The 26654-nt window shown below is 61.3% G+C and carries 23 protein-coding genes and 1 pseudogene; 8 read left to right on the forward strand and 16 right to left on the reverse strand.

Translation table 11 applies throughout. The features are described from left to right. Positions 1 to 22 precede the first annotated feature (22 nt). Genes B133_RS0102515 through asnB form a run of 3 tightly spaced genes read right to left on the reverse strand, consistent with a single transcriptional unit; the run spans position 23 to position 5157 of the window. The gene (locus tag B133_RS0102515) at positions 23 to 2179 is read right to left on the reverse strand and encodes an alginate lyase family protein (RefSeq protein ID WP_018599141.1); all 2157 of its coding nucleotides are present in this window, start codon (positions 2177 to 2179) and stop codon (positions 23 to 25) included. Between the two features lie 39 nt (positions 2180 to 2218). After that, a complete protein-coding gene (locus tag B133_RS0102520; protein ID WP_157625769.1) occupies positions 2219 to 3301 on the reverse strand; it encodes a glycosyltransferase family 4 protein in 1083 nt (360 codons plus the stop codon). 11 nt (positions 3302 to 3312) lie between these two features. After that, on the reverse strand, positions 3313 to 5157 hold the full coding sequence (gene asnB, locus B133_RS0102525) for an asparagine synthase (glutamine-hydrolyzing) (RefSeq protein ID WP_036418359.1): 1845 nt from the start codon (positions 5155 to 5157) through the stop codon (positions 3313 to 3315). Between the two features lie 197 nt (positions 5158 to 5354). On the opposite strand from asnB, the gene B133_RS0102530 reads away from it, so the two are divergent. Continuing rightward, complete coding sequence (locus B133_RS0102530; RefSeq protein WP_018599144.1) at positions 5355 to 6170, forward strand: polysaccharide lyase; 816 nt, start codon at positions 5355 to 5357, stop codon at positions 6168 to 6170. 26 nt (positions 6171 to 6196) lie between these two features. Here B133_RS0102530 and B133_RS24770 read toward each other — a convergent pair whose 3' ends face one another. The 11 genes and pseudogenes from B133_RS24770 to B133_RS0102580 form a co-directional block, all read right to left on the reverse strand. Further along, the gene (locus B133_RS24770) at positions 6197 to 7540 is read right to left on the reverse strand and encodes a glutamate-1-semialdehyde 2,1-aminomutase (RefSeq protein WP_232423340.1); all 1344 of its coding nucleotides are present in this window, start codon (positions 7538 to 7540) and stop codon (positions 6197 to 6199) included. Between the two features lie 6 nt (positions 7541 to 7546). Further along, a pseudogene (locus B133_RS24775) lies at positions 7547 to 8611 on the reverse strand (methyltransferase domain-containing protein); the annotation flags it as partial. Between the two features lie 93 nt (positions 8612 to 8704). Beyond that, a complete protein-coding gene (locus B133_RS0102540) occupies positions 8705 to 9733 on the reverse strand; it encodes an NAD(P)-dependent oxidoreductase (protein ID WP_018599146.1) in 1029 nt (342 codons plus the stop codon). Between the two features lie 21 nt (positions 9734 to 9754). Next, positions 9755 to 10396, reverse strand: coding sequence for a PIG-L deacetylase family protein (locus B133_RS0102545; RefSeq protein ID WP_018599147.1), 642 nt, complete (start codon positions 10394 to 10396; stop codon positions 9755 to 9757). After that, complete coding sequence (locus B133_RS0102550) at positions 10393 to 11205, reverse strand: glucose-1-phosphate cytidylyltransferase (protein WP_018599148.1); 813 nt, start codon at positions 11203 to 11205, stop codon at positions 10393 to 10395. The genes B133_RS0102545 and B133_RS0102550 overlap by 4 nt, the downstream gene beginning before the upstream one ends. Before the next feature lie 211 nt (positions 11206 to 11416). Then, the gene (locus tag B133_RS0102555; protein WP_232423243.1) at positions 11417 to 13036 is read right to left on the reverse strand and encodes a DUF4832 domain-containing protein; all 1620 of its coding nucleotides are present in this window, start codon (positions 13034 to 13036) and stop codon (positions 11417 to 11419) included. Further along, positions 13006 to 14361, reverse strand: coding sequence for an O-antigen ligase (locus B133_RS0102560; protein WP_018599150.1), 1356 nt, complete (start codon positions 14359 to 14361; stop codon positions 13006 to 13008). The genes B133_RS0102555 and B133_RS0102560 overlap by 31 nt, the downstream gene beginning before the upstream one ends. After that, entirely contained in the window at positions 14358 to 15164 is an 807-nt protein-coding gene (locus B133_RS0102565) for a hypothetical protein (protein WP_018599151.1), read from the reverse strand. Before B133_RS0102565 ends, B133_RS0102560 begins: the two co-directional genes overlap by 4 nt. Positions 15165 to 15363: 199 nt before the next feature. Next, positions 15364 to 16374: a hypothetical protein gene (locus B133_RS0102570; RefSeq protein ID WP_026255891.1), complete on the reverse strand. Its 1011-nt coding sequence runs from the start codon at positions 16372 to 16374 to the stop codon at positions 15364 to 15366. A 56-nt stretch (positions 16375 to 16430) separates the two neighbouring features. Continuing rightward, positions 16431 to 17648, reverse strand: coding sequence for a hypothetical protein (locus tag B133_RS22285; protein ID WP_051088023.1), 1218 nt, complete (start codon positions 17646 to 17648; stop codon positions 16431 to 16433). A gap of 227 nt (positions 17649 to 17875) precedes the next feature. After that, positions 17876 to 19333 carry an oligosaccharide flippase family protein gene (locus B133_RS0102580; RefSeq protein ID WP_018599153.1) on the reverse strand — a complete coding sequence of 486 codons (1458 nt, stop codon included), beginning with the start codon at positions 19331 to 19333 and terminating at the stop codon, positions 17876 to 17878. A gap of 239 nt (positions 19334 to 19572) precedes the next feature. On the opposite strand from B133_RS0102580, the gene B133_RS0102585 reads away from it, so the two are divergent. Then, a complete protein-coding gene (locus B133_RS0102585; protein ID WP_018599154.1) occupies positions 19573 to 20478 on the forward strand; it encodes a glycosyltransferase family 4 protein in 906 nt (301 codons plus the stop codon). Positions 20479 to 21298: 820 nt separating this feature from the next. Here the strand turns inward: B133_RS0102585 and B133_RS0102595 are convergent. Both B133_RS0102595 and bcp read right to left on the reverse strand, forming a co-directional pair. Continuing rightward, positions 21299 to 22069 (reverse strand): GNAT family N-acetyltransferase, encoded by a 771-nt coding sequence (locus B133_RS0102595; protein WP_369751435.1) that lies wholly within the window; start codon positions 22067 to 22069, stop codon positions 21299 to 21301. A 233-nt stretch (positions 22070 to 22302) separates the two neighbouring features. Next, positions 22303 to 22791: a thioredoxin-dependent thiol peroxidase gene (bcp, locus tag B133_RS0102600; RefSeq protein ID WP_018599157.1), complete on the reverse strand. Its 489-nt coding sequence runs from the start codon at positions 22789 to 22791 to the stop codon at positions 22303 to 22305. A gap of 105 nt (positions 22792 to 22896) precedes the next feature. Between bcp and B133_RS0102605 the strand changes: the two genes are divergently transcribed. The 6 genes from B133_RS0102605 to B133_RS0102630 all read left to right on the forward strand — a co-directional run bounded on the left by B133_RS0102605 (position 22897) and on the right by B133_RS0102630 (position 26007). Next, complete coding sequence (locus tag B133_RS0102605; protein WP_018599158.1) at positions 22897 to 23124, forward strand: DUF3618 domain-containing protein; 228 nt, start codon at positions 22897 to 22899, stop codon at positions 23122 to 23124. Between the two features lie 795 nt (positions 23125 to 23919). After that, positions 23920 to 24522, forward strand: coding sequence for an LGFP repeat-containing protein (locus tag B133_RS24780; RefSeq protein WP_018599159.1), 603 nt, complete (start codon positions 23920 to 23922; stop codon positions 24520 to 24522). A gap of 94 nt (positions 24523 to 24616) precedes the next feature. Beyond that, positions 24617 to 24775, forward strand: coding sequence for a hypothetical protein (locus B133_RS24600; protein ID WP_018599160.1), 159 nt, complete (start codon positions 24617 to 24619; stop codon positions 24773 to 24775). Positions 24776 to 24963: 188 nt separating this feature from the next. Beyond that, a complete protein-coding gene (locus B133_RS0102620) occupies positions 24964 to 25197 on the forward strand; it encodes a hypothetical protein (protein ID WP_018599161.1) in 234 nt (77 codons plus the stop codon). Next, positions 25188 to 25595 (forward strand): hypothetical protein, encoded by a 408-nt coding sequence (locus tag B133_RS0102625; RefSeq protein WP_018599162.1) that lies wholly within the window; start codon positions 25188 to 25190, stop codon positions 25593 to 25595. Before B133_RS0102620 ends, B133_RS0102625 begins: the two co-directional genes overlap by 10 nt. A gap of 91 nt (positions 25596 to 25686) precedes the next feature. After that, the gene (locus B133_RS0102630; RefSeq protein ID WP_232423244.1) at positions 25687 to 26007 is read left to right on the forward strand and encodes a hypothetical protein; all 321 of its coding nucleotides are present in this window, start codon (positions 25687 to 25689) and stop codon (positions 26005 to 26007) included. The last annotated feature ends 647 nt before the right edge of the window (positions 26008 to 26654 follow it).

Consider the following 26654-nt stretch of genomic DNA (forward strand, 5'->3'; position numbering starts at 1 on the left):
GGGCGTACATATATACGCACGATCAAATCCGTTGTGGTGGACCCGATTCGGTAAGTACGGCAGCGAGGCTACTGGTATCGATGTGCAGTCGGCGTGCGGTCCCGTTGTCAATCCACTGAGCGAGCAGAAGCCGTCTGTCCATGCGTATTTGTGCAGAGGTGATGACGGCGTCGTCCTCGGGTATACGCAGCAGCGTCATCAATGCCACCGGCCCGGTGGCATTGATGTGCGTGCCGACCCACCAGGCCGGTATCCGGTGTTCTAGCCGATCCGACCACCAGCCATGCTGCGAGTTGCTGTCGCCGCAGACCTGTACGAGGTCGAAAGGGACTGTCGCCGCGTAGCTCATCTGCAGCACCAGGACGCCACCGCGGTCGATGAGATGTCCACTACCGGTGTCAGTGACCGGTGTCGGTTTCATGTCCGGATGCAGCGGCCAAATTAAGTCGACGTTATGCGTTCCTCGGCTGTCCAACAGGTCAACGACCGCCACGGTCGAATCACCCGGCGCGGCTATAAGCCAGCGACGATGGCTGACCGGCGAATCCAGTCGAAGGTAGCCGTCGTGTGCCGCGTCGACGACACCGGCGGCGAGATCGACTGACACGGAGCTGATCCGGGCATGCCGGCGCCAGTAGAACGGCCCGCCGATTTGAGATTGGTCAGTGTTGTCGACGCAGACCGTCGGGTGCGCGCGGGTGCCGCGGTGCACGGCTCGCCAGTCGGGGTGACCGTAGTAGCTGGCGGTGCCAGGGTCGACGATGACATCGTGTCCGTCACAGCTGAGGGTCACCGCGAGTGCATCGGCATGCCCGTGCGCGGCGATTGACAAATACCCGAGTGCACCGACATCCATGGTGAGTCGGTTACGCCCGCGGCGCAGCACAACCAGGCCAGCCTTGTCCGCATAATGACTGGATTCGATCTCGCCGCTACCTATGCCAGCGCCAAGGCCGTCGAGTTCGTTGTCAACAGCGTCGGCGATCCAGCTGGCCGTGATTGTCGGGCTCCCGTAGCGGATCGCCCGATGCTCGGTCAACGCGGAGACGATACCCAGGTGTTGTCGCACTGTACGTTTCGATTCGGGCCCTAGGCGCAGTGCGAAGCTGTCGTCGTCGTCGCCGTAACGTGGGTCGGGATCGTCGGAGCCGACCATTGCGGCAAGATGATCGGCGTCACGGCACAAAGCCGCGGTGAGCGCGGCAGGAATCGGGGTGCCGCTCGACCGGAGCAGTGTCGCGACCAACGCAATGAGTTCGGTGGTGAACATTTGGTACGAGATCGACTGTTCGGCACCCGCTCCGTCCGGCAAGATCTGCCGATCTGCCTCGACCGCCAGGCGGTCCAATGCACGATTGAAAAATCTTGCAGGAGTGGCGAGTTCGGGAAGGATCAGATGGGTCGTCAGGAGGCCGGTAAGCTCGCCGACCAGGTGGTTGTTGGCCGAACTATAGAGAGAGCGGTCGTGCCAGCAGTAGCGTGCGCTGATGTCGAGGACATGCGCCAGTCTCTGAAATCGCGTTGTAGTGAGACCCGGTGCGGTGCACAGCCCCTGCAGGGCAACCGCGAGAGAAATGGCCCGTATCCCGACTTCAAAGGCACCTCGCCAGGCGATACCGACGCCGGGTGGGTTCTGTTCGATCCAGGAATCGATCTGGGCCAGTGCGGCATCGGCGTAGTGTTCGTCACCGGTGAACAGCCAGGCCTCCGCTAGGAGCGGCAGGTGCTGTAAGCGGTTGAGCTCCCAGATCCACTTTGGGTCGGCGTCGGCCGTCCGGTGGTTGATTTGGTTGCTAGGACAGCGTGGCCAGTGGAAGTCAGCAATTGCGTCGTAATTCCAATCCACGTGCTCGCCGAGCAGTGCTCGTGGATATCCGAAGTAGGTGTACTCGCCGGCCAGTGTGCGTGTCGCAGACTCGAGGACGGGAACGACCTGTTCGGGGTGCCGGTCGGCGATCCGACGGGCGCGGCTCTCGTTGAGCAGTACCGCACGATCGGTGCCGGCCCGAAAACGGGCAAGTGCCTCGTCCCAGTCTCCGATCTGGGCGGTCAATCCGGTAGCTGCATCGTGAATTGCGCCACGGTGCATTATGCGGCCGCCTGCACGCCGAAGCCGCGAGGCGATTTCACCCGGCGACATTGCGGCCACGCGGCCCGCGTACCACGCCAGCTTGGACACGAATTTCCCTTCTGCCGAACTCGCAGCAGCGACAAGGTGTTAGAAGCGGGTTAGCTCTCGATAGAGTGCTTCGATCCGGCGCCACACCACGTTGATGTCGAAATGAGTCTCGATGCGGGAGTGGGCAGCGGCCCCGCACCGAACCCTTACCTCCGGGTTGTAGATGACTTGTCGCAGCGCGTCTGTGATGGCGTCGACGTCGTCAGGCGGCACCACTACGCCGCACCCGCCGCCGATCATTTCGGCCAGCCCACCGACATCGCTGGCGACAACACACAGTCCGCGCGTCATTGCTTCCAGTACAGCCATGGGCTGACCCTCATTGCGGGACGGCAGGACCAACACGTGAGAGCGGTCGAGCAGTTCTGCGACCGCTTCCGTAGGCAACCAGTCGAATAGCTCAACGGTGCTGTCGAGGCCGAGTTCCCGGATGCGCTGCCGGGCAAGCTCGACCTCGCCATCCCCGGCGAGGGTCAACGTCGCGGGTGCGGGCTCGGTGGCGAACTCTGGATCGTGGCTCAGGGCGCTCCACGCGTCCAGCAGTCGAAACGCTCCTTTGTGATCGCCGATGCGCCCGAGGAATACCACCCGCACCGGTCCGCCTGTGGTGTCGTGTGTTATCTGTGGATGGAGAACAATTGCATTGGGGATTGCGATGATTCGCGCGTTGGGTGCGATCAGTTGGAGCTGCTTTGCCTGTACTTCACTGAGCGCGATCACGGTGTTCGCTCGGGAAAGCGTGGCTCGGATTATTTTCTGGGCGAATCGCGGTGCTTGATCGTAGAACTCGGGGAAACCTGATGCGTGGATGTGCAGAACGATGTGTGCCTGGGTCAGCGTGCCGATCCACAGCAGGATGCTCTTCCGGACGAAGCTGGAGTCCGCACTGCTGTGGATGTGAATCACGCTGGGCCGGTACCGGATCAGCTCGGCTAGGAATTTCAGTGCGCCGCACGCAAATGCTGCGATCTTGTCAGTCGCGGAGCCATCGCGATGGGTTGCGACGTGCCGCACGTTCCAGTCCGTCCACAGCGGCGTCTGACGAATGTCCCGAACATAGGTGGCGACACCACCTCGGGTCCGCATGCTGGTCGAGACCCATAGTGCCCGATGCTCAGACATGGATTTCTCCATCATGACGCGATCGATCTCAACCGGTTGACCAGTTGCCGATGCCACACTTCGAGTGAGAGCAGGGTCCAGATCCGCGGCTGCTCATCGCGCTCACCGGTCCTGTGCGCATGCAACAACGCACTGACCGCCGCCCGGTCGAATGTGGACGCGACGAAGGAGGACGGGTCAGTCAGAAGATCGAATGCCATGTCTTGCAAGCCAGTTCGGAACCAGGCATCCAGCGGAACCTTGAAGCCCACCTTTGGGCGGTCCACGACGTCGGAGGGGAGGTGTTTCCGAGCCACCTCCTTCACGACCCACTTGGTGGTGCGACCCCGTACCTTGACATTGCTCGGCAGCGAGAATGCCAGTTCCACCAGGCGGTGATCGAGAAACGGCGGGCGCAGCTCCAGGGACGCCGCCATTGACATGCGGTCGCCACGCTCGAGGAGATTGTCGGCCAGCCAGGTGTGGACGTCGGCATAGAGCATCCGCTGCAATGCGTCGCCCCGGCCGTTGAGATAAGGGGCCGGTATGCATCGTGCCGGCGGACGTCCGATCAGCGCTGTTCTTTCCCAGGTGGTGAACGGTGCAAACCAGGCCCGCATCCGTTCGGCGTGACTTGTCTCCGACAGTGCGCGCAGTGCGATACCGAGCCGGGCTCGGTCGGCGGGTAGTGACCGCTCCAGCCGGCGTAAGACGGCTGTCGGAATCGGGCCTGCCCACCGAGTGGCAGCTGCGAATCGGTGCTTTGGATAGCCGCCGAACAATTCGTCGCTGCCTTCACCGGACAAGACCACCTTGACCTCTTCGCGAGCGAGTTGGGCGAGGCGGAAGACCGCGACATCGGCGGGTTCGGACAACGGGGCGTCGCGATGCCAGCTCAAATTCGACCAGGTTTGTTGGAAGTCGTCGGCGGTTACCTGAACCTCGTGATGGGTACTGCCGACGACGCCAGCAACCTTTCGTGCCCATGACGTCTCATCGAACCGGGCGTCGCCGAACCCGGCCGAGAACGTGTGCACGCCGGCCCCCTGGCGTTCACGTGCTACGAGGGCGGTGATCAGACTGCTGTCCACGCCGCCGGATAGATATGTGCCCACCGGCACGTCGGCAATCAGGGCCTCGCGCACAGATTCGGTGAGTGCGGTGTCGACGAGGCGAACGGCATCGGCAGGGCTGATCTCCTCAGCGTTGCCGTGTGATGGCAGTGTCCAATACGGCGTAATTCGTATCGAGCCGTCGGCTCGGAGTAGCAGGTGATGACCTTGTGGAAGCTTTCTCACACCACGTATCAGCGTATGTGGCGATGGCACGGAACGGTGTGCGAGGTAGTCGTGCAGACTGTCCGTGTCGACATCGGGTGAACCGATCACCGGCAGCAGCGCTTTGATCTCGGACGCGAACGCGAACACGTTGGCGCCGGCGTAGTAGTAGAGCGGCAGGATGCCGAGTCGATCTCGAAACAGGTGAGTTTCGTTTGTGGTCGTATCGTGCACGGCGTAGGCGAACTGGCCACGCAATCGCGTGACACCCGCCGGCCCGTACTTTTCGTACAGGGCCAACAGCACCTCAGTGTCGCCGTGGGTGCGGAACGGGTAGGCCAACTCTCGCCGTAGTTCGCGGTAGTTGAGGATTTCGCCGTTGAAGGTCAAGTGGGCAGTGCCGCTGACGCTGGTCATCGGCTGCTGCGATCCGGTCACGTCGATGATCGACAGCCGAGTGTGGCCGAGTCCAACGGGCCCGTCGATCCAGACACCGTCGCCGTCGGGTCCTCGATGGGTTATCTGGGTCGTCATCTGGCGCAGCAGCTCTGCCGACACTGGTTCACCGTCGAGGTTGCGTATCCCAGCTATCCCGCACACACTCGCTCCGACTGCCTGTCCATGGCGTTAGCTCCCTGTTCGAACGTTGATCGGACTAAAATCCGATAACGCTACCGTGTTGCCTCAGCAACGTTACTTTACGTTACAGTCAGCATAGAGCAGGAACTCGTACCGCCGGGATCCCCGCAATATTGCGCCGGTCTCGATGAGTGGTGAGTTTGGGGGAGGAGCAGGCTATGACCGGCTATACAGGTGCCCGAATTGCCCTGTGGCCTGCCGTGATCGTATCCGCGATGACTCTTGTGGCGCCGGCAGCGCCGGCTGCCGCTGCGAGACTCTGCACCGGTGACTACTCGACGGGCGATTTCAGCCAATGGCAATACGTACAGAACCAGGGTTATCTCGGTTCTGGTGCGGGCTACGCGCCACCGAACTATTCCGCGCTCATCGTGGAGGACCCGGTCAAAGGTCAGGTGGCACGTTTCGAAGTACGCCCTGGAGACGTCCCAGGGTTCGGTGGCTCGGAGCGATCTGAGGTTGAGGGTGGCGGCAATACTGGAGGTGCCGAGGGACAGACGCTCTGGTACGCATTCTCGACCAGATTCGATCCCAGTTTTCCGCAGAATCACGCAGATTTGGGGTGGGAACTGACCAACCAGTGGCACTCCAATGCGGAAATTGGAAGCCCGCCAATAGGGTGGTATGTCGACATGCGTAACGGATTCTGGTCACTGACCGTCCAGAAGCAGTCCAGCCCAGGCGTTTACCGGCAAGTGTTCTCGATCTTCGATGTTCCGCTGGGTACCGATTGGCACGATATCAAGATGCAAATTCATTGGTCTGCGTCCGACGACAACGGATGGATCCGGCTGTGGCACAACGGGCAGCGACAACGATTCACCAACGGCGACGACACTTTCCACGTTCGCACCCTCATTCCCGGTGAGTCGTCGGTCTACTACAAGGAGGGTCTTTACCGGGCCCCGACAACAACGAGCGACATCGTGTATCACTCCGGATTCCGTTGTGGCACCGATGAATCAGATCTCTGAACGGCAGGCGAACGTGACCGCTGTGTTCAAAGTCGGCGGGGGTTGGCCCGGAGTCTGATCGCTGGGGCGACAGGCCGACCAGACAGTAATCCCTCGACTGAACCGGCATCGAGTGCACGCCGATAGATCTCGAGCGCACCATGCGCTGCAGCTACGGTCTCGCTGATATCCCGATCGGTGTGGGCGGCGGAGACGACGAACGATTGGCCGAGTACCCCGCGCTGCAGCATTTCTTGCAGAAACAGAGTACGGAACGCTTGTGACGGTGTGCCGTCGGTACCTCGGGTGACAAAAATCAGACAGGATGGCCGACCCTGCGCGAAGACGAAATCGGCGATCCCATAGTCGGCGGCGGCGTTGTTGAACCCGGCGGCCAGCTGCGTTCCGATAGCTTCCATCCGCCCGATGGGATCGCCCTGGCGGTAGGCCTGTACTACGGCACGAAAGGCGGCTAGCCCTGTGGTCTCTGGTCCATGCGTGGTGGATAACAGGAACACACGATCACGGTCGGTGTTCAGGCCGCCGAGTTCCATCAGCTCCCGGCGACCCGCTAAGGCCGATATCGCGAATCCGTTACCCATTGCCTTGCCCCAGCAAGACAGGTCCGGGGTTACGTTGTAGACACTCTGAGCGCCACCGGTGGACCACCGGAATCCGGTGATCATCTCATCGAAGATCAGAACCGTTCCGTTGGCGTCGCACAGCGACCGCACCCCCTCGAGGAACCCTGGTTCCGGTTCCGCAAGGGCAGTGGCGGCCTCCATGATCACGGCGGCAATCGTGTCGGGGTTGCTGTCGAAGCATCGCTGCAACGATGAGAGATTGTTGTACTCGAATTGCACTGTGTGCTGACTGATGTCTGGTATGCCACTGGACATTGCCGTTGTGCCGATGAACCAGTCATCGACTGAGAAAAACGGTTGGGTACAGAGCGCAAGCGCGTGTCGTCCGGTCGCGGCTCGGGCGAGCCGGATAGCGGCAGTGGTGACGTCGGATCCGTTCTTGGCGAACTTGACCATGTCTGCGCCTGGCACAAGCTCGATGAAATCCTGTGCCGCTAGCAGTTCGAGCTCGGTTGGACGGGTGAAGCTCATGCCATCGAGCGCGGCCGCGTAGGCAGCGTCGACGACCGGCCGGTAGCCGTGCCCGAGCACGACGGAGCGCAAACCCATGCCGTACTCGACGAATTCATTTCCGTCGACATCCCAGACCCGGGCGCCATGACCACGGCGAAGAACCGGCGCCAGTCCCTCGGGGTACTGATCCGAACCGCGGGCGTACGTGTGTGCCCCACCGGGGATGAGTTCGTGAAGCCGGGATTGGAGCCGTTGCGATGCCGTGAACGTCCGCGCTCGGTGGGGCGAGGGCAACTCGGTCACCCACCGGCCGTCCAATTCAGGAAAGCGGCGACTGACTTCAGGTAGCAGGTCAGGCACCGTGAGCATCACCAAATCTGGCTGTGCTGCGACGAGTTCGGCTGGAGAGATGATGGGAATATCGGTGCCTGGCATTCGGCGGCCCTGTTTTTCCGGCGATGCGTCAGCAACGGCCGTCAACAGGCTGGAATCCAGCCGAGCCCGGCTCAGCAGGGCTACGGCGCGGGATGCGGCGCCGTAGCCGAAGACTTTCCGGCTGCCCGCCTGGCTTTGCAGCCAGTCGCGCAGCTCGGTTGCGTCTCGGTCGGCAGCGTCCTGCAGGGAGCGGAAGGCAGCAGCGGTCGTGATGGCTTTCGCGTGCTCCCGCTCGAGAATGGTCTGAACCGAGGGGTCTTGCGGAGTCGGGTCATCGCCGGGAATCGCTGCGATCAATACTGTTCCGCCGTACAGGTCGAATTCCCATACCTTGGCGACACCCAGCCCCACGCGACGCAGCAGATACCGTAGCGCTGTCAGTGAGTAGTACGCGAAATGCCCGTGCCGCAATGCATTCCATTGGCCGTGCTCGACGATTGTGAGGATCGAGTGGTATTGCAACAGCAACACGCCATCGGGATTCAGACACCGTGCGCGCTGGTGGAGCGCAGCGGCCTGGTCGGGTGCGTGCATGAGTCCGAAGCTGTCCAACACCAGGTCGGCGCGTTGGTCTCCCAGGGAGAATCCTCGTGAGGTGAGCAGCGGTAGCCAACTGCCGCCGTGCGGACTGCCGAACTCGAGTGCGGTCGTCCCGTGCAGCCAGCCGGTATCTTCGACCAGCCCGACCGCGGCGGCGGCCTGATCTCTGAGCGCCTGTGGCTCTATCCCTCGCGGTTCCTGCACGATGGTGTCGTCGTCGGCAAGCTGTGCGAGACCGCACCTTTCGCACAGGATCATCACCAGAGGGTGCGTCGATTCAGCGGGCAGTAGCGGCGCGTCGACCGGCGGGAAATAGTCCCCCGCCGGGACCGTCCCGAGGTCGAGGATGCGGTGCAACTCGCCATTGTTGCACCCACGGCAACGCCTCATGTCAGGGTCGTCCGGTGCACATCGAATCGGCGGATTTTGCGGTCACGACGGTTTCGGCCCGTGATGCTGCGGCGGGCAACTGGTCCGAACTGATCAGGCATCTTGGGGGACCTGGCGTAACGATTCGTCGACGAGCCCGGCGTTGCGCAACGCCTCCAAACGCCTCAAGCGGGTGAACTGGTTGAGGAAGGACTCCTCGGTCAGCCCGTATTCGGTATAGCGTTCGTAAAGTTCCGCAGCACCGGCAGAAACTGACCACTTGGCCTCGAACCCGAGGACCCGGCGGCTCGCGGAGAAGTCCACGCGGTAAGAACGCGGATCCGAACCAGTCTCACCGGTGACCACTACACGTGACCCGGGGACAACCCCTGCTACCGCATCGGCGATCTGTGCAACGGTGACGTTATTAGATTCGCATCCGATGTTGAGTGCAACTGACCGCACGCGGTCGGCAGGAGCATCCAATGACAGTAGGAAAGCCTGGGCGATGTCCCGGGCATGCACCAGCGGACGCCACGGAGTGCCGTCGGAAAGCACCCGGATGTCCCCGGTAAGGACCGCGTGCCCCACCAGGTTGTTGAGCACGATGTCGGCCCGCAGCCGAGGGGAGAATCCGAATGCGGTGGCATTGCGCAGAAAGACCGGACAGAAGTCGTCGCTGGCGAGTGCGACCAGATCGTCTTCTACGCGGACCTTGCTTTCCGCGTAGGGAGTTAAGGGGCGCAAAGGTGCGTCTTCTCCGACCAATCCGTCCCCCGCGGCCCCGTACACCGAACACGTGGAGGCGTAGAGGAATCGGCTTACACCCGCGTGCTTGGCCAGTCGGGCGAGCCGGGTCGAGGCGTGGTGGTTGATGTCGTAGGTGATCTGCGGTGCCAGCTCGCCCAACGGGTCATTGGACAGCGCGGCCAAATGAATGACGGCGTCGAAGCCCTCGAGTTGATGTGGTGTCACATCGCGCAGGTCGACACGCAGGGTCGTGCAGGATGCGGGTTCGGGGCCCAACACACAGTCGGCGTAAAACCCGCAATCCAGACCGATCACCTCATGGCCTGCGGATTTCAATACCGGCACCATGACTGTGCCGAGATAGCCCTGATGGCCTGTGACGAGTACCCGCATATCTGTATCAGCCCTTTGTCATCAAATTTTCACGGTGAGCTTCTCGGCCGTGAATGCTTCGGCATACACCGAATGGCATTGCACGCCACGGACTCTCGCCAGAGCGCGAAAGGCCTCCGCGTCGAACCAATCGTGACCGGCCTGCGACGGGTAGTGCTCGAGCAGCAGCCGGACCTTGTCGTCGACAGTCGGTGGCTCCAGCGGAAAGAATATGTTGGCACGCGGAGTGTCCGCCTCCCACTTCAGAATTTCGTAACCGAACAGCGCGTGGTTGCGAAACTCGGTCGGTAAGAGCTTCGCCAGTAGTCGGTGATCCTGGTGGGCGTCGGTGCGATTCGGACCAAACACAAATTGCGGTTCGCAGGTACGGCGAAACTCGTGCAGAGATTCTTTGATACGACCCCAGTGCTGGGGAGCGCGTCCGTCGGGAATGTCGAGCACGGTGACCTCGACATGGCTGCCGGGGCACAAGGACGCGAGAGCTTTACGCTCTTCGGCCTCACGGACCCCGCCCGCGCCACTGAGAACCAGTGCGTGCACTCGCAGACCAGGGTGGCCGGCACACAATTGCAGCAGAGTGCCCCCCATGCCGATCGCGATGTCATCGCAATGGGCACCGGTGACCGCGATTTCGGTTAGGGAGCCCGCACTGAACGTGATCACGGGGTGTTTCCGATGGCAGCCGCCGAGATCCCATTCGGTTGCTCCCACACCATCCACGGCCGATCACCACGTCGGTATCTTTCGTCGAGTTCGGCCCGTTCTTTGAAGGTGTCGGCCGGTTTCCAGAACCCCTCGTAGCGGTAGCCGAAAAGGCGTCCCTCGCCAGCGAGCTTGCCGCACACGTCTTCGACGAGATCTCCCCCGGGAGGCAGGTAGTCGAAGATTTCCTGGCTCAGCACAAAGAATCCACCGTTCTCCCAGATGGGCAGGTTGGATACCGGGTTGATGCTGCTGACGTACCCCGTTTCGTCGATGTCGACACAGTGGAACGACGACTGTGGCGGTACCACCATCATCGAGGCCGCTGCGCCGGACCGATGGAACCCAGCAATCAACTCATCCATCGGTGCGTCGGTGAGCACGTCGGCGTAGTTGGCCAGGAAATACTGGTCGCCGTCCAACTGCGGACGTATCCGGCGTAAACGCTCACCGATTGCCGACTCGAGGCCTGTATCGACAAAGGTGATCTTCCAGTCGGCGATGTCGGAATGCATCAGTTTGATTTGGCCGCGGTGCATTACGAAGTCGTTGGACTCGGCTTCTTGGTAGGACAGGAAATAATTCTTGATGTGAGATGCACCATAGCCCAGGCACAGGATGAATTCACGGTGGCCGTAGTGGGCGTAGTAGCGCATCACATGCCAGATCAGTGGGCGAGGCCCCACCAGCTGCATAGGTTTTGGTACATCATCTTCGGCGCCGTTGCGCATACGCATCCCGTATCCGCCGCAGAACAACACCACTTTCACTGCACACCCCCAGTGTGATCGTCGTTCAGCGCTGCTGATGGCTGCATTACGCGCAGTGGGCAACTGACGACTTCAACCCCGACCTTCACTAGCCGCCAGTAAGTAATATTCTGTAAATAGAAGCCATATTTTGCAGCAAAGTCATAGTCTCTAGGGCAATTTAGCAAATTGCTTAGATATCTGCAACTACGCATTAATCATGCTCGGCTCGTCAGGTCACACGAAATGTCGTGATCGGGTAGGCGCCGTCGGCGTCGCGGCCAGGCTGGGCGAGTTGCATCGGCGGATAGTCCATGGTGTGCGTCGCGTCAGGCTTGTGTTCGTGCCAGGCGACTCGCACCCGTACTGAGTAGTTGCCGCGGGGTAGGTTCCCGATCACCAGGTTGCTGTCGACGGTATGCGCAGCTGGGAGACCGTCGGCCTTCTCGAAGTGCTGATCGGCGACTATCGCACGCAGGTTTACCTGGCCGGTCACGGTGCGGATTACCGTGCCGGTATCGGATAGGACGTCGAACTCTGGCTGCCAGTTCTCGTACGTGGGAGCCGAGCCGAAGTTGGTCCAGCGCAGCGGGATGCGTACGGGTGTGCCCGCAGTTGCTTGTATTGGCGGGCCAGCGGCGATTACCGCGTAGCGGTAGCCGCTGAATTTGTTGGCACGCGACCAGATCGTGAAGTCATCAGGCGACATGGGCTTGTTTGAGGACTGCGCAGGGAAACCGGTACTGGCAGTCATCGACACGTGGTAGTTGACGACGTCGCGCAGTCCGGTCAGATAGTAATCGGTGGTGCTGGTGCCCGGCGGGATCTGGGGAATCCATTCAGTCACGATTGGCGCGACCCTGTACCGGTTTGCGATGACCTGGTTGATCGGGTCATGGCTGCGCACGTAGTGTGAGTCACGCTGCGCCGCCCAGTCTGGTATTGGCGCGTACACGCCGAGCCCGTCTGCGCGGATGCCAACCAATTTTTTCCGGTTTTGCAGCAACGGACTATCGCGAAACATCTGTTTGACGATCTCCGGGTTTCCCGGAGCTGTGATTATTTGAGTATTCGGGAACGCTGCCAGGTTTGCGGCCACCAGGTACGCGATTGACTGCTTGGTGATGAATTGATCTCCGTATTGGCTGAAATAGCCAAGTTGGGCTTCACTGTCCGAGGGGCCGGGACCTGGTATACCGAGTGTGTTGCTCATGAAGGCGACATGATTCTCGCTGAAGTCGCCATAGCCGGACATCTCGAACAGTGCGATTCGTTCATCACGGTCATAGCGGTGACCCAGGGCCGTCAACAGGTCGGCGAAATACGAGAGATATGCCTCGTTGTTCCAGTCGGGGATCACATAGGTGATGCCGTCGTGGACGTAGTTTCGGGTCGCGCCGCTGACCGATTGCAACCAATCGGGCACGGAGATGTCGGTGTTGTGTGGATAGGAGGTTTCACAGCACGAATTGAACGACGTGATGCGGAAACCGAAACGACGACCGTGCTGTGCGGCCGCATCGACAGCCTCGTCCAGGGCGGTGAAGTCGAATTTTTCGCTGTCAGGGGCGTTGTGAGGCAATGTACGCGGGTCACGCGGCTGTAGAAGGCGCCAATCGATTCGAACGTTCACGTCATTGGTGCCTGGCCACGGTGGAAACTGTTGATTAGCCGTGCTTGCTTGCGGGAAAAGTGGGCTTAGTAAATTCTCGTATTGCCCGCGTAACGGATTGACGAGATCTGGACCTTCGAAGGCGGCGTAGCCGGATGCCAGGGTATTCGCGCTGGGCGCTGAACATGAGGCCAGCACGCACACGATTGCTACAGCGACGATCTGGATGCGTCGACGCACGGCACCTCGGCCCTTCCAGTATCCCCTGGTGGCAGGTCGCCATGGCGCGCGAGATACGCGACGACTGCGGCCATTGCGACAATAAGCCAGATCAATGTCGAAACCTGGACAAACCCACCCATATCGAGGATCGCGCTAGTGGCGATCACCACCGCAATGGCGCCACTGATTCCGCCGCCGAGTTCCGCCACAACTGGAGATGGTGCTGCCGAGGCCCGAATCGCCAATACGATGGCAGTAATCAACACAAGGGCGTAGCAGATCAGGCCGAGGATACCGCCCTCCATCAGCCGGGAGAAGTATTCATTGTCAAGAACCGGCTGGTTGGGAACCGCCGGGTAGGTGCCCATCCCTGTGCCCACCCAAAAATGTTCCTGATAGTGGGTGAGCACGTAACTCCTACCGGTCGATCGCGATTCGATTGACGGGTCATCGGAAAACACGGCGAAAGAGGCGGCCAGAGCAGTGGCGATACGCAACTGCAGCAGCCAACCGGCCCCTACCGCAACAAGTAAGCCTCCCAGTGTCGCGGCCAAGCGGGTGACTCGCCACCGCCAGCACATTACGATCGTTGCGGCCACCAAGCCGAGTACGACTGATCTTGACACTGTGGACAATGCCCCCAAGGCCACCACGCCGGTGCACAGTACCCACGGCCAGATCCGATCGTGTTTGGCACGGGCGCTGCCGATGACTCCGACGCCGATCGGTATCAGGATGGTCAGCACGACGGCGAGTTCGAGTGGATGCCCGGCAGAGCCTTGTGAGCGAACAATACCTTCGCGCATAAGGTCTTTGACCAGCATGAAATCGCTCGTTTTCAGGCCTGGCAGTTTGAAACTGGCGGCGAGATCCAGCCCGGTAGCCGACTGGAGAAGCGCGAAACCGGAGCTCACTGCTCCACCCACCAGCAATCCCTTTAGTGCTAGTTGGACGTCGTCGGCGGTGGTAAGCAGCGACATGACCGCGCCGACCATCATTACCAGCCCAACGGTCACATAGTTGTACTGTCCGGAGAATTCAGCTGCTTTCGGTGTGAGGCCTGCGCCGATCGCTGCTGCGTAGGTCAGCCACACAGCGGCGAAGTAGCACAGCACGACGATGGTCAAGATTGGATTGGAGATGCGGGACCGTTGGCCACTGAGGCGGGTCAGGACCCACAGCAATCCACTGCCGAAGAATAAGAACTGCCCGAGGCTCAACCCTAACGACATGGGGACGGTGACGTTCTGGCGCATGCTGATCAGCAGGAATCCGCTGATCGCCACAAAGATGGCGCCCCAGTGTCGGCCCGCCGTCGGGCTAAGCGCCGGTGTGGTGCTCATTGCTCAGGTTGGTCCGGCGCCGTCTTAACGATCGACCAATCGCTGTCGTCGATTACTGAGGACTCGTCGCGGAACATATTCGACGATTCCGCTATCTCGGTGGGTTCCGGTATCTCGGCTGCAGTGACTTCAGCATGTTTGGGCCGTTTACGCCGGGTACCCCGGGTCTTTGTACGACCGCGTTCGGCAAGACGAGCCTGCACTACGTCATACGCGATCAGTAGGACAAACCCGATCAATAGGGTGGCGACCGCATATGAGGCTCCGCTGCGGAGAGGGCTGTTCGACACCTCGGTACCCGACTGCGGTGCCACCGATGCCACGGTGATCGCGTTGTTCTGGCTGGGTACCCATGCGTCGGCCTGGATTTTGTCGAGGGCGTCTCCAACATAATCAGCGAGCGCTTGTGCGGAGTGCTGGGCTCCCTCGGAAGTCGACGCCGTCGTCTGGATTACCAGCTGTGACGTGAGCTTCGCGTATGTGGGGGAGTCGCCAAAAGTAGTGTCGACGGTGAACCCGTGGTCGCCGCCGGCCTCGGCGGCGATCGGTCCACCCTCGGCTCGCAACATCGTTGCGAGCACGGCGGCGAGCTGAGCGATGTTGTCGTTCATGTTCACCAGCGGGTTCAGCATCGCATCGCGATTACCCGAGCCGGGCGGGAGGACAACGACGACCGCTGTTGATTGGTAGTTGTGTGGCGCCAACACGACACCAGCGATACCCGCGACGATCGCAGCCGCGACGATGAGTGCACAGGCGAGTGGTCGCGACAACAGTGACCGCAGGAATGTGGCGACGTTCAACGGACAACTTTCTATGCGGCATGGGGTGACGACTTTGCTGCAGTCGCTTCGATGTCAGACGATACCGCACGTTTCGAGGTAATCGACAGTCGCTGATGACACGTCCATATGTCAACAATGTGCTGTTTGTTGGGATTGACGGGCGGGCGATCATGGCGGAGGCAAGATCGTTTCACAGGTTCGCCATGGTTGCTGTGTATCACCCGGGTGAACCTTGTGGACCGAGGCTGCTGACCCTTTTCAGCGTTTCGATGAGCACACTCGTCGAAGCGCTGGCTGAATATCTAGACATGTAGTGGCGTCGCGCCGCCACTCCACGAGCCGCAGCCTGTTCCGGGTCGGCCAAGGCGTCGAACGCGGCGCAGAGTCCCGTTACGTCATCAATGCCGATTGGATCTTCGCCTGGTGGTTGGAACTCGGGTAATGCACCCTGCATTGACACGATGGGCACCACTCCAAGCTGCATCGACAGCACCTGGACACCGCTCTGGCTTGCCCGCCGGTAGTGCACCAGCGAACCCTTCGCGCGTGCCAGTGTGGGCAAGACATCGCGATACTCGAATGCCTTCGCCTGCCATTGCACGTGTGGTGGTAGTGGTCGGTGCAGATCTCCTTGGCCGAGGAGAACTAATTTGTCGCCGCGCCAGCTACTGCCGTTCGTGTGGTGCTGCCACGCTTGCAGGCAGACGTCGATGTTCTTGTATCCATTGAGTCGGCCGGTCAATACAAAGTCTCGGCGGTCGGTCGCCGTAACGATGGACGGCACTTGAGCGTCTTCGAGATCGCTCGTCAGGGGAACGACCGTGTCGGCGCCGACCTCGTGCGCGACGTAATCGCTGAATGCGACACGAGAGGCCGCTCGCGACGCCCACCAGCCGAACAGTCTGCGTTCCCAACCAGGACGTTGCTCGGCGGGGTCGTGCGGCCGGCCATCGTGGATGAGTTCGACTCTGGGTATTCCGGGAGCCAACATCATCCAACGGGGGTCTCGGACAATTTCGGCAACGACAACGGTTGGCTTGAACCGGTGGACGTCTGCCGCGGCACGGGCGAATTCCGGCCAGGTTCGGGCGGTCTTCGGGCGGGGGTCGATCACCAGTTCATACGGACGGGCGCCGTCGGAGCCGGGATGATGGTCCGAGGTCACTAGCAGTAAGTCAGCACCCATGGCGCGTAATGATTCGGCGTAGACGCGTGCGAGCGGACGCATCCACGGCGAGAGCCATAAAACCCTTAGTCCACGTCCCGGGTATCGGGCGAGATCGGTCATCGGAGTGCCTCGGCGATCGCAGATTCGTATGTGTCGGCTAATCCGTCGATGGTGAGCGCATTGTCGAGTTCGGCGGTTCCTAAGACGCCGTCCAAGGTGACGACGCCGTCGCAGCGGTGCATGGCCGCCGTGTGCGCGCGGGAGCATCTCGGGTTGTTTGGGGACGGGGGGAGAGAGGTGATCAACCAGCGTCGACTGCGGCTGGTGGCTCGCCACAGCGCGGCAAAACCAGTCTCGGGCCTCGTGCCGCCGCTGATCACGACTGATTGCCCGGGCGCAGTGTCGATAAGTGGTAGCCACCAGGCTTGGCGGATGACGCGGACCGTCGGGGTAACCATAGAGATCGGCGGACCGAACCTCCCGACACAGACAATGATGACTTCGTAGCCGCGACGATCGAGTTCGCTGGCCAGCAGTGCGTGCTGACGTTCGAACTGTGCGGATGTCAGCTGGTTCATGGTTATGAGGACCGACGGTCGAGTGCCCTGAGGGCGCCTGCGGGCTGCTCGCGCCCTGCGTACCGAGCGTTGGACACGGTCCAGAACCGTGGATCCGGCGAGGAATGCATTCGCACACCTGCGGCCGTTCTCCAACTCGAGGTTCAGCGCTACGTTGGCGCGCAACAGGTCTTGTGAGCGCAGACCGGCAGTGGGATCGCCGGCGACGGTGCCGTGACCGGTGTGCACAATTCCGGGCTCATCGACAAGTCGCAGTGACCAGCCAGCTGATCGTGCTCGACGCTGCCAGTCCGCCTCCTCGCCATAAAGGAAAAACTCCGCGTCGAAATTTCCGACACGGTCCCACGCGTCGCGACTCACGACTAGGCAGGCGCCGGTGAGATAGCCCTCGACGATGTCGGGTCGATGTTCGTAGAGATCGGACCACCGCGATCCGCGAATTTTGGTGGCGTAGCCGGACCACGCGACCAGTGCTCGGCTGAGGCTGTGCTCACGGTGTGCGGCATCCCAGGGCCGGTGGTGTATGGAATGGGTGTCGTGCTCGACGGTAAGTGGTGAAGCTGCGGCGACACCGTAGCGTTGGATTGTGGCCAGCGTGTCCGTCAACGGGCCCTGCAGAATCGCGTCCGGGTTTAGCAATATGAAGTCATAGTCAGGGACTTCGCGGGTCAAGGCGTTTACTGCGGCCGCGAAGCCGATGTTGGCTGAGCCCAGATACCAATGTACGTCTGGATACTCGGCCACTACCTTTGTCATTTCATCGGCACCCGCATATTCAGGTCCGGAGTTGTCCCATACGTACACCGGTATCCCTGGCAAGTGGGTGTGGGCCGCGGAAAGACATTCGCGGAGCAGACTTGCGTTGCGGTATGCCACGATGAGTATGACCACCTCACGCCGCCGAGATTGCTGCCGCGTTACGGGGCGCTGTGGGTGGTGGTAACAATCCGGAAGATAGATCCGGTGGGATTCACTGGGCATGGTCACCGGGCCTGTCTGGCATTGCGCTCGGTTTCGTCATCGGATTGGTCCTCGTCGGGGTGTTTGGCAAATAGCGATTTGATGGCCTTCGCATTGGCCGGGCCGATCACTAGATTGACGGCGAGATAGACGAGGACGCCGACGGCGATAGCCAATAACACTGGCAGATGCCGGACGAATTCGGTGACGACACCGCAGACTGTCAGCGGTATCAACAACCGGGCGATGAACAACCACGGGGTTCGATAAGGCGTCCGGTGGCTGAGGCGCCAACTCGCGACGACCACCCCGCTGATTTCGGTGAGTAACATCGCGACCCCGGCTCCGATGGCGCCGTAGTGCGGGACCAACGCGACGTTGAGGGCGATATTGATCAGGAGATTGACAAAACTGAGCCGAGCCAGGAATGACTGCTCATGTGCGGCGAACATTGCCTGACTCAACAAGCCGGTCACGAAGGTCAGTGCGACCGCAACACTCAGCAACGCGACGGTGACGCCTCCGTCCGCGATGAACTCGGTCGAGCCGACAAGGTCGACGATCGGGTTGGCCAGGATGACGCCGACAACCGCGATCACCCCTCCGGCGAACAACATCGATTCCATCGAGCGTGCCGTGAACCTGGCGTACCCACTGGGGTCCCGTGGGAACAGATGAACCATCGTCGACAGCGTCGAGGATAGGAAGAAGGCCGACAGCGCAGTCAGCGTGAAGGTCAACGTGTAGGCCAGGCCGTAGATGCCGACCTGGTCGGTCGTGCTTAAGAGACTCAGGATGACTCCGTCAGCACGCCAGTACAGCACGCCGATGATCAGCATCGCGGTGAGCGGCAGTGCCTCGCGGACCAGCGCGACGCTCTCCCGGAGGGAGAACTGTGGAAGCCAGTTGATCATCCGCGTCGCGGCCGCACCTTGAATGATCAGCACCACCAGCGGCGGGACCAACTGCACAACGGCGAACCACACGATGCCAGCATGGAAATGGACCAGCAGCATAGTTACGCCAAGCGACGCGCACCTACTCAGTAGATCCGACAGTGCCATTGCGCCGAACCGTGCCGTGATCAGGAAGATCGGGGTAAAACAGCTGGAGACCGTCGTCAACAGCAAACTGACCGAGACGATCAGCACCATCACCACGATGTCGGTGTCGTTCCGGTAGATCAGTGCGCCCGATGCCGCCGTAATTGCCGACAGCGGCAAGCAGTACGCCACGGACATACCGGTGTTGATGCGGATCAGCCGCTCAAGATCGCCGGTGTTCGCCATCACCCGACGCACGATGACCTGTCCGACGCCTAATTCGGTAAGGCTGGTCCACAGTGCCACGAACATGGCAGCGGTGGTGAGCGCGCCGTAGGAAGAAGGACCTAAGTAGCGCGTTGTTACCGACACCGTGACTACCGACGCGACTGTGCCGAGCGCGCGGGAGCCGATCTGCTGAAGGAAATTGTGCAGCATTCGACGGTTCGACACTCGGCCGGGCAATGATTCGGAGGCCGCCCTTCCGGGCTTTTCGGCGGCGGTAGAGTCCGAGGACGATGCGAGCATATATTCCTCTGCCTCACGGGTTGTCCGCTTCGGGTTGGCAAACTCGCCATGCTCTGGGCGAGGTTCCGGATGCGTCACCGTACGGGTTTCATAAGCTGGCCGAACATGGCATTGAAGTCACCTTCGGGGAAAAGACGTTCAGTCGTCCGGTGGCGCGGTTGGCCGACATCGTGCGCCATCGGACTGGCGGCGTCGACGTATTGGAGGGGGCGACGCAGGCACGGTCTCGTTTGCGCAGAAATACCGACGTGGTGTTGGCCTACGACGAGCGAACCGGTATCCCGGCGAGTCTGACGAATTCGAGTCGGCGCTACGCGCCGGTTCTCCTCGGCGCCGGTTGGCTGACCACCCGTGCGGCTGCACCCAAGGTACATGCTGCGTTGGCGGCGCGAGCACTCCCACGCGCTGGTGCAGTGTGGGCTCAGTGCGCGCCTGTGCTGCCGGTACTGGGCAGGGAATGGGGTGTTGCGTCGTCCCGCTTGCATTTCGTGCCGATGGGGATCGACGCGGATTTCTACTGCCGACAACCTATGCCGAGCCAATCGAATGTTGTTGTCAGTGCTGGGGAGGACCGATACCGCGATCACGATCTGCTGGTGTCGGCAGTCAAGATGGTCCGCGGTGTGCGTCCTGACGTCTGGCTTGAGCTGGCTACTCTGCTGCCGGTTGGCGTTCCTGACGATCTCGGTGTGGTGCACCGAGCCCGGCTCTTCGGCAAAATGCGTGACCTTTACCGGAAGGCGGCTGTCGTGGCGATCGCGCTGAAGCCGACGCTGAGTGGGTCCGGGCTGACCGTGGCGTTGGAGGCGATGGCCAGTGGTCGCCCAGTGGTCATGACGGAGAATCCGGGGGTCGGCGACTACGTCGAGCATGGGGTCACCGGGTTACTTGTGCCACCCAACGACGTTGATGCATTCGCCGCTGCCGTCGCCGAGCTGCTTGCAGACCCGAGTCGGTGCGCCGAGATGGGTGCTGCTGGGGCGCGACGTGTCCGTGAATACTTCACGTCGGGAGTCATGGCAGCTCACCTGGCAGCCATGATGATGAACGTGTGATAGCCATTCCCTGAACTCTGCGCGTTGTGTTTTCCGATAACTTCAGCAAACTCGATATTAGTGCCTGGGCCGCCTAAGGGGCGGCAGGTTGGGTGTAGATCGGGGTCGCCCCGCCGTTATGGCGGCCGCTGCAGCGGGAATTGGCGGGTAGTCAGTGATCACTGTCATCAGCTGACCAGAACACCGGAGGTCGACCGGTAGGCTTATATTTCACCGTGGTGATCCGGGCTCCGAATGCGACCGGGAAGGCCACCCACCCGCGAGCGCACTCACCGACCGCCAGTGGCGTCGGTGAAACAGGAAATATCGGTGGCGTAACGTTAGGCACTTGATCTTGGCTGACCTCATACTGACCGTTGTCCGCGTCAGCCACCGACCAATCCGTCCAGCTAACCGTGAACGCAGTGTGAGCCTCATCGAGGCAGGTCTGCACGTCGATTCCGGTCCAATGGCCACCACCTGACGGAGCGGCGCCGTCAGCCAGGAAATTCTGGGCGACGTCGTACACGGTCACGGACACTTTCAAGCCGGGATCAGTCAGCGTGTACGTCGAACCGAGAGGCTCGGGATGCAGCGGGCTGGAGGCAGGGGTTGTCGTTGCGGTGGTGCTCAGGGCGGCTGGTTGCGGTGGTGCGCCGCGCCCCGAACACCCCGTCACGATCAGGAGGGGTACCAGGCCGAGGCCACAGAGAATCCGCTTCATTGGCATTATCTATCAGATCTGTGTTCAAACTTCGGTATCAGGTGTGTGCTGCCGTAGCGGCAGGCAAACGGTCCCGATACGGAGGTGTGTGCAATCCGCAAGTCGCTGAGGGAGAGGTCAGCCCTTACTACGTGCCAGCCAGTCTTTGCGGGTCATGCTCCATAGGTCATAGTCACAGCGACCTTTTCCGGATGTCAGGTAGTTGCGCATCACACCTTCGTGCACGAAGCCCAAGCGTTCTGCCAGCCGGCTCGGCGGCACGTTGCCACACGCGATGGGTGCGCTGACCCGCTCCAGCCCGATTTCGCTGAACAGATGGTCGATCAGTAATCCGACTGCGACCAGCCCGACGCCGTCGCCCGACCACCGGGAATGTATCCACATGCCCAGCTCACCCCGCTGGTGATAGCGTTCCAACCAAGCATCGCACTGGCCGGCAAGCTGGCCGTCAACCTCGACTATCGTGTGGATGGACTGCCCCCGCCGCATGCGTCGGCGCGCAGCGATCCACTCTCGGACCCATACTCGACGACGATGCTGGTCCGGCCAGGACTGATCTGAGTACGCCCAGTACGGCTCAATCGCGGCTTGGTCATCCAGTCGGACCCGTCTCCAGGCGTCTGCGTCGCTCAATCTGGGGTTTCGAAGTACTACTCGCAGCCCTTTCGGCGTGGTGCCCGCCGCAAGTATGGACACGGCGCTCAGGCGGTCGGAATCAGATCCTGACTTGGTCACTGACGTCCTTTCTAGTGGATATGGACGCACACAGCAAACAGATTGTTCACCATGCCGGTGAAGTGGGCAAACCGGTGACCAGCTGCTGGACAGACGATGCCCGGGTGTTAGCCGGCCCGACTCGTACGCCGACGAAGGTGCGCACCAGGCCACCGCTGGACGTCACGGAAGGCGGTGGACGGCGCCGGCCCCCTCACAGATCGTGGTGTCGTTCGGCGTGAATGTCACCGCTCAGGCCGGATGAGTCTGATGAATTGTGTTCTCGGGCCGACTGTTCGCGCTATTGATCGCGACGACCTTTATGGCGGCGCTCTGAGGCTCCGACCAACTGGAAGGCAGGCGCCCAGCCGTTGAAATTCTGCTGGTGGTCGACCTTCGTGCTGGCTTCAGTTGGCTCCTGCCACTTCATGCAGGATCTTCTTGATCTTTGTTGACGTGTGTGCAGCCCGCACGTTGTACTGCGCGACGGCGATCTTGCCCTTTTCATCGACGACGAACGTCGAACGGATCACGCCCTGAACTGTCTTGCCGTACATGGTCTTTTCCCCGAACGCGCCCCAGGCCGTCAGCACTTCGCGGTCGGGATCCGACAGCAGCGGGAACGTGAGGCTTTCCTTATCGCGGAACTTCGCGAGTTTCTCGGGCTTGTCCGGCGAAATACCGACCACGTCAAGACCGGCGTCGTTGAGTTCAGCGAGGCTGTCGCGGAAATCGCAGGCTTGCTTGGTGCATCCGGGAGTCGAGGCCGCCGGGTAGAAGTACACGATGACCTTGCGCCCGCGGTAGTCCGAGAGCTTGACGATGTTGCCATCGGCGTCGGGCAAACTGAAAGCGGGGGCGGTGGTGCCCACCTCGAGGCGCGGGGTTGGCGACATACGCAGAATTCCCTTCTTGATCGACCGGTGCCGTTCGTACGGTGCAGGCTGATCTAGGGTAGTGCGGCAGGGCAGCACGACATGGAGCGGCTTTGGAGGAGCACAGTGGCGAACCGGGATCCGGAGAGCATCAAGCGTGAGATCGATCAGGCTCGCGATCAGTTGGCGCTTACTGTCGACTCCCTAGCCGAGCGCGCCAATCCGCAACGACTCGCCGACGACGCCAAAGCCGCAGTGATCAGATTCCTGCGCAAGCCCGCCGTCGCGGCGTCGCTGGCAGGGGCTGGTGTGCTGGTGGCGTTCGTTGTCGTCCGCCGGATCAAGAATCGCTGACGAGCCGCTCAGCGGCTCCAGTTATCTTCGCCGCTCAGCCGGCGGCGCCCCGGTAGGAGCCAGTCCGGCAACGAAAAGCTCGGGGGGTTGGCAGTGCGGCCGAGACGACTGCAGCTGCAAACCATGATCGGACGTTGCATAGCAACATAGCTCTGAGGCGAGGTATCGGCGTGGTCCGCGCCGAAGCTGGGGGTCATCAGCTAACACCTCGATTCCTCGTCTGTGTTGCCGAGAGTTGCTCGACCCCGGCGGTTCGGCTAACGGGAGATTAGCAGCATTCCCCATCTCTGACCAGTGCATCAGCATAGATTCGGCTATCGGCCAGTAACTTTCGCAAGCGTCAAAGCGGCATGGCGCTTCGGGCCTTCCCATGGCGTTGGTTACTCTGCTAGCACATCGCACCGGCTGTATCTCAATAGAATGCAACGAAGCTGTCATGAGCATTCTGCAATCTCTCACTGATAGCTGGTGGACCGAACGGCGATTGCCGGGATCCGGTGATCGTTTCGGTGATCTTGATCGATTTTGCTGCAAGATTGCTCCGAGGCTCTTCGTCGGGCCGGGAATTCATCGGTGGCCGACGCCGGACGGCTGTCCGAATGCGTATTTCAGCTGCTGCACAAGACAATTCCGATAGTGCTTGGGCGAACAATGCCAAAGTCCACAACTCGACCCGGGGCACGTCGTGAACGGCCCTTATTGCCGTAATGGTTGCTACCGTATGCGTCGCCAGCTACGCTCGCATGAGGATCTTGGTCGGGGATACGGGCCACGTGTGACAAGGGGAGATCGGCAATGCAGCGAACATATCTAAGATTTGCCGGCATCATCGCAGTCGTCGCCACCGGCACGCTTGGCGTGGGGTGTTCGAACAATTCCACGGGGTCGGGGAGCGAGACCAGCGAAGCGACCACGAGTGCGGAATCTGGTGCGGCCGCTCCGGGTGAGTCGGTTGCTCCGGGTGCCGACGGAACCGCCACCGCTGGTGCGCCAGCCGAGTCCGGCGTCGCAGGTGCGCCAGGTGCGGGTGCAGCGGACAGCACCACAATCGTCACACCCAACGGCTCGTTCGTCGTACAGGGCATCATCCTGCAGAAGTACAACGCAACCGGTGGTGCGAGCAGCCCACTCGGGCTGCCGACGGCGAGTGAGGCTCCCGCACCCAACGGTGGTCAATTCAGCACCTTCAACGGCGGCGCAATCTATTGGACGCCGCAGACCGGTGCCCACATCGTGTGGGGCGGAATCCGCGACGCCTGGGAGCGCGACGGCGGTGCGGGCGGCCCGCTGGGCTATCCGACGTCGGACGAGGAGACGATCCCCGGCGGATGGCAGTCGCAGTTCCAGCACGGAACCATCACCTACACCGACGGCCAGGCCAAGGTCGAGGCTCGCTGACAATCACTTTCTGACGACTCGCATCGGCGCCGGGTGGCGCTGGTGCGAGTCGTTGTTCATTCACCCGATCCAGAAGGTCACATGGCGCACGTGAGTGACGAAAACCCTCAATGAGCTGTGTCGGGGGCTCAGCCGTTTCAAGAGTGAGCAGTATCGCGATCGCGGCTATGCCGCAGCCGATCTTGCCGGCGATGTGGAAATGCTCTTGGAGGAAGCTGAGCAGAGTGTCGGCGAGCACGATCAGGCCGGTTGACGCCCGCTGACGCGCGGCTCTGCCGATAGCCGCAGACGAGAAGCCCCAGTGTTACTGGGGCTTTCGTTGTGCGTCGTCAGGGTTTCGAACCCCGGACCCGCCCGGGCCCGACTGCGAGCGCAAGCAGAAGCGCGTCTACGCGCTGTGATCCGGCGACCACAACACCTCTAGCTTGCGGGGTTGGCGTGATGGTCTCCGCGACAACACCGCTCGAGGACTGCGAGTTTGACGCCGCAACCCAACCGGCGGCCTCTACGTCGGGCCGCTGCAAGCAGTCGAAGCCGACTGGGGACTGCGCTAGGGACCGATCCGGTGAGATCCACGGTGAGGAACCTACCGAATACGTCAAGATCGGGCTCGGCAAGTACCAGGGCCTGGACCGTGACGGCAACGACCTCATCCACTGCTCGAAGTGCCCCTGAATTCCCAGTGGGGCGGGGGATTCACGGAGGACGACTACCACCGGCTCGCCGGGTTCGCGAAGTTCCACCTGAAAGTGCAAGAGCAGGCTGACATGGAATTGCTTAAGTGGTTGCTCGCCGAATCACGTTGGCGCACATCGGTAGCCACCGAGTCGGCCATCCGGAACTGGAAGCACCGCTACAACGTGCACACCACCGACGACGGCAAGTACTGGTGGGGTGATGCGGCTACCCGCGCAAACGAGCCAGCTGACGGACTGACCGTCGGCGCGCCGCCGAACTACGAGGATGAACGAGGTTTGGCTCACGCACCAGTGGGGCACTCATCGAGTACGGGCAACCACCCAGCGCCGGTGTGGATGCGCCGCCATAGGCCGCTAAAGAGGGTGGCGTCATGAGCATTGTCGTAGGCATCGCTCCCAGCCTCATCAGCACCGGCATCGTTCTGCTCGACAGTGGGAAGCCCGGACTGGAGAAGGTGCAATGGCCATGAACCGAGGTTGGGGGACGCCGGGCGACAACCGGAGTCTGGCCCACTGGTGGGTCGACAACGATGACCCGACGAAGATCTATCTGCAGAGTCTGTGCGGCCAGTACAAGCTGGAATATGCTGAGTCGCAAGAGGTGTGGTTCAAACAGGATCATCCGAAGTGCGCGGCGTGCGAGTTGGCGCGCGAGCAGGACATGCGTGACGGTGTTGTGCATGACTGCGTTCGGACGTCGTGCCGGGCGCTCGGCTACATCTGCCCAGAACGCCAGGCGGGCAAGCCATGCCGATGGCCGAACCATCCGACCGCGACAAGATCATGACGATGTCGGATTCGGCTACGTGAGTAGTCGTCAACGACAGATCAGGTAGTCCACTACGCATTACATTGGCTCTGGGCGAATTACGTTGTGGACATGTCAAAACAAAATGTTGCGGAGCCAACCTACAATGGCGGCGTTACGACGGTCGAACTCACAGCGCCAGAATCAGTCAGCGTTGAGAGCGATATCGCTTTAGCAGCCGGGCGTACCATTTCTTTTCGCTATCTCATCCGCGGTGTGCGGGGCAGAAATATCCGTTGCAACCTTAACTGGGACGCTATTAGGTCTCGGCAGGCGGTAGTGCAGGTCACGGCTGGTCAAGCGATACGCGCCCAAGAGTCTTCCGTAATAGGACCCGACGGGGGCGTCGTCAGGCAAAACTGGGCCTACAACCTTGGCGCTGCACCCGTCTGGGTTAGCAACATAAGTCCTCATTTCTCCCCTGGCGGAGTGGAATTCCTGTTGCAGGTTGAGTGGGGAGATCCTCTCGACATTGGTGTCACCGTTACTGTCGAGCCTGAGACACCCTTCGCAATCCAGGGCTTCTAGCACGCTCGCCTTTAGCTCACTGCCTGTGATGCGCGGTTGATAGCCCAGGTGAGCAACACTCGACCCGGGTAAATGGCAACCGCATGATTTCGTGGGAC

This window comes from Mycobacterium sp. 155 (genome assembly GCF_000373905.1).
In the GTDB taxonomy this organism is placed as follows: Bacteria; Actinomycetota; Actinomycetes; order Mycobacteriales; family Mycobacteriaceae; genus Mycobacterium.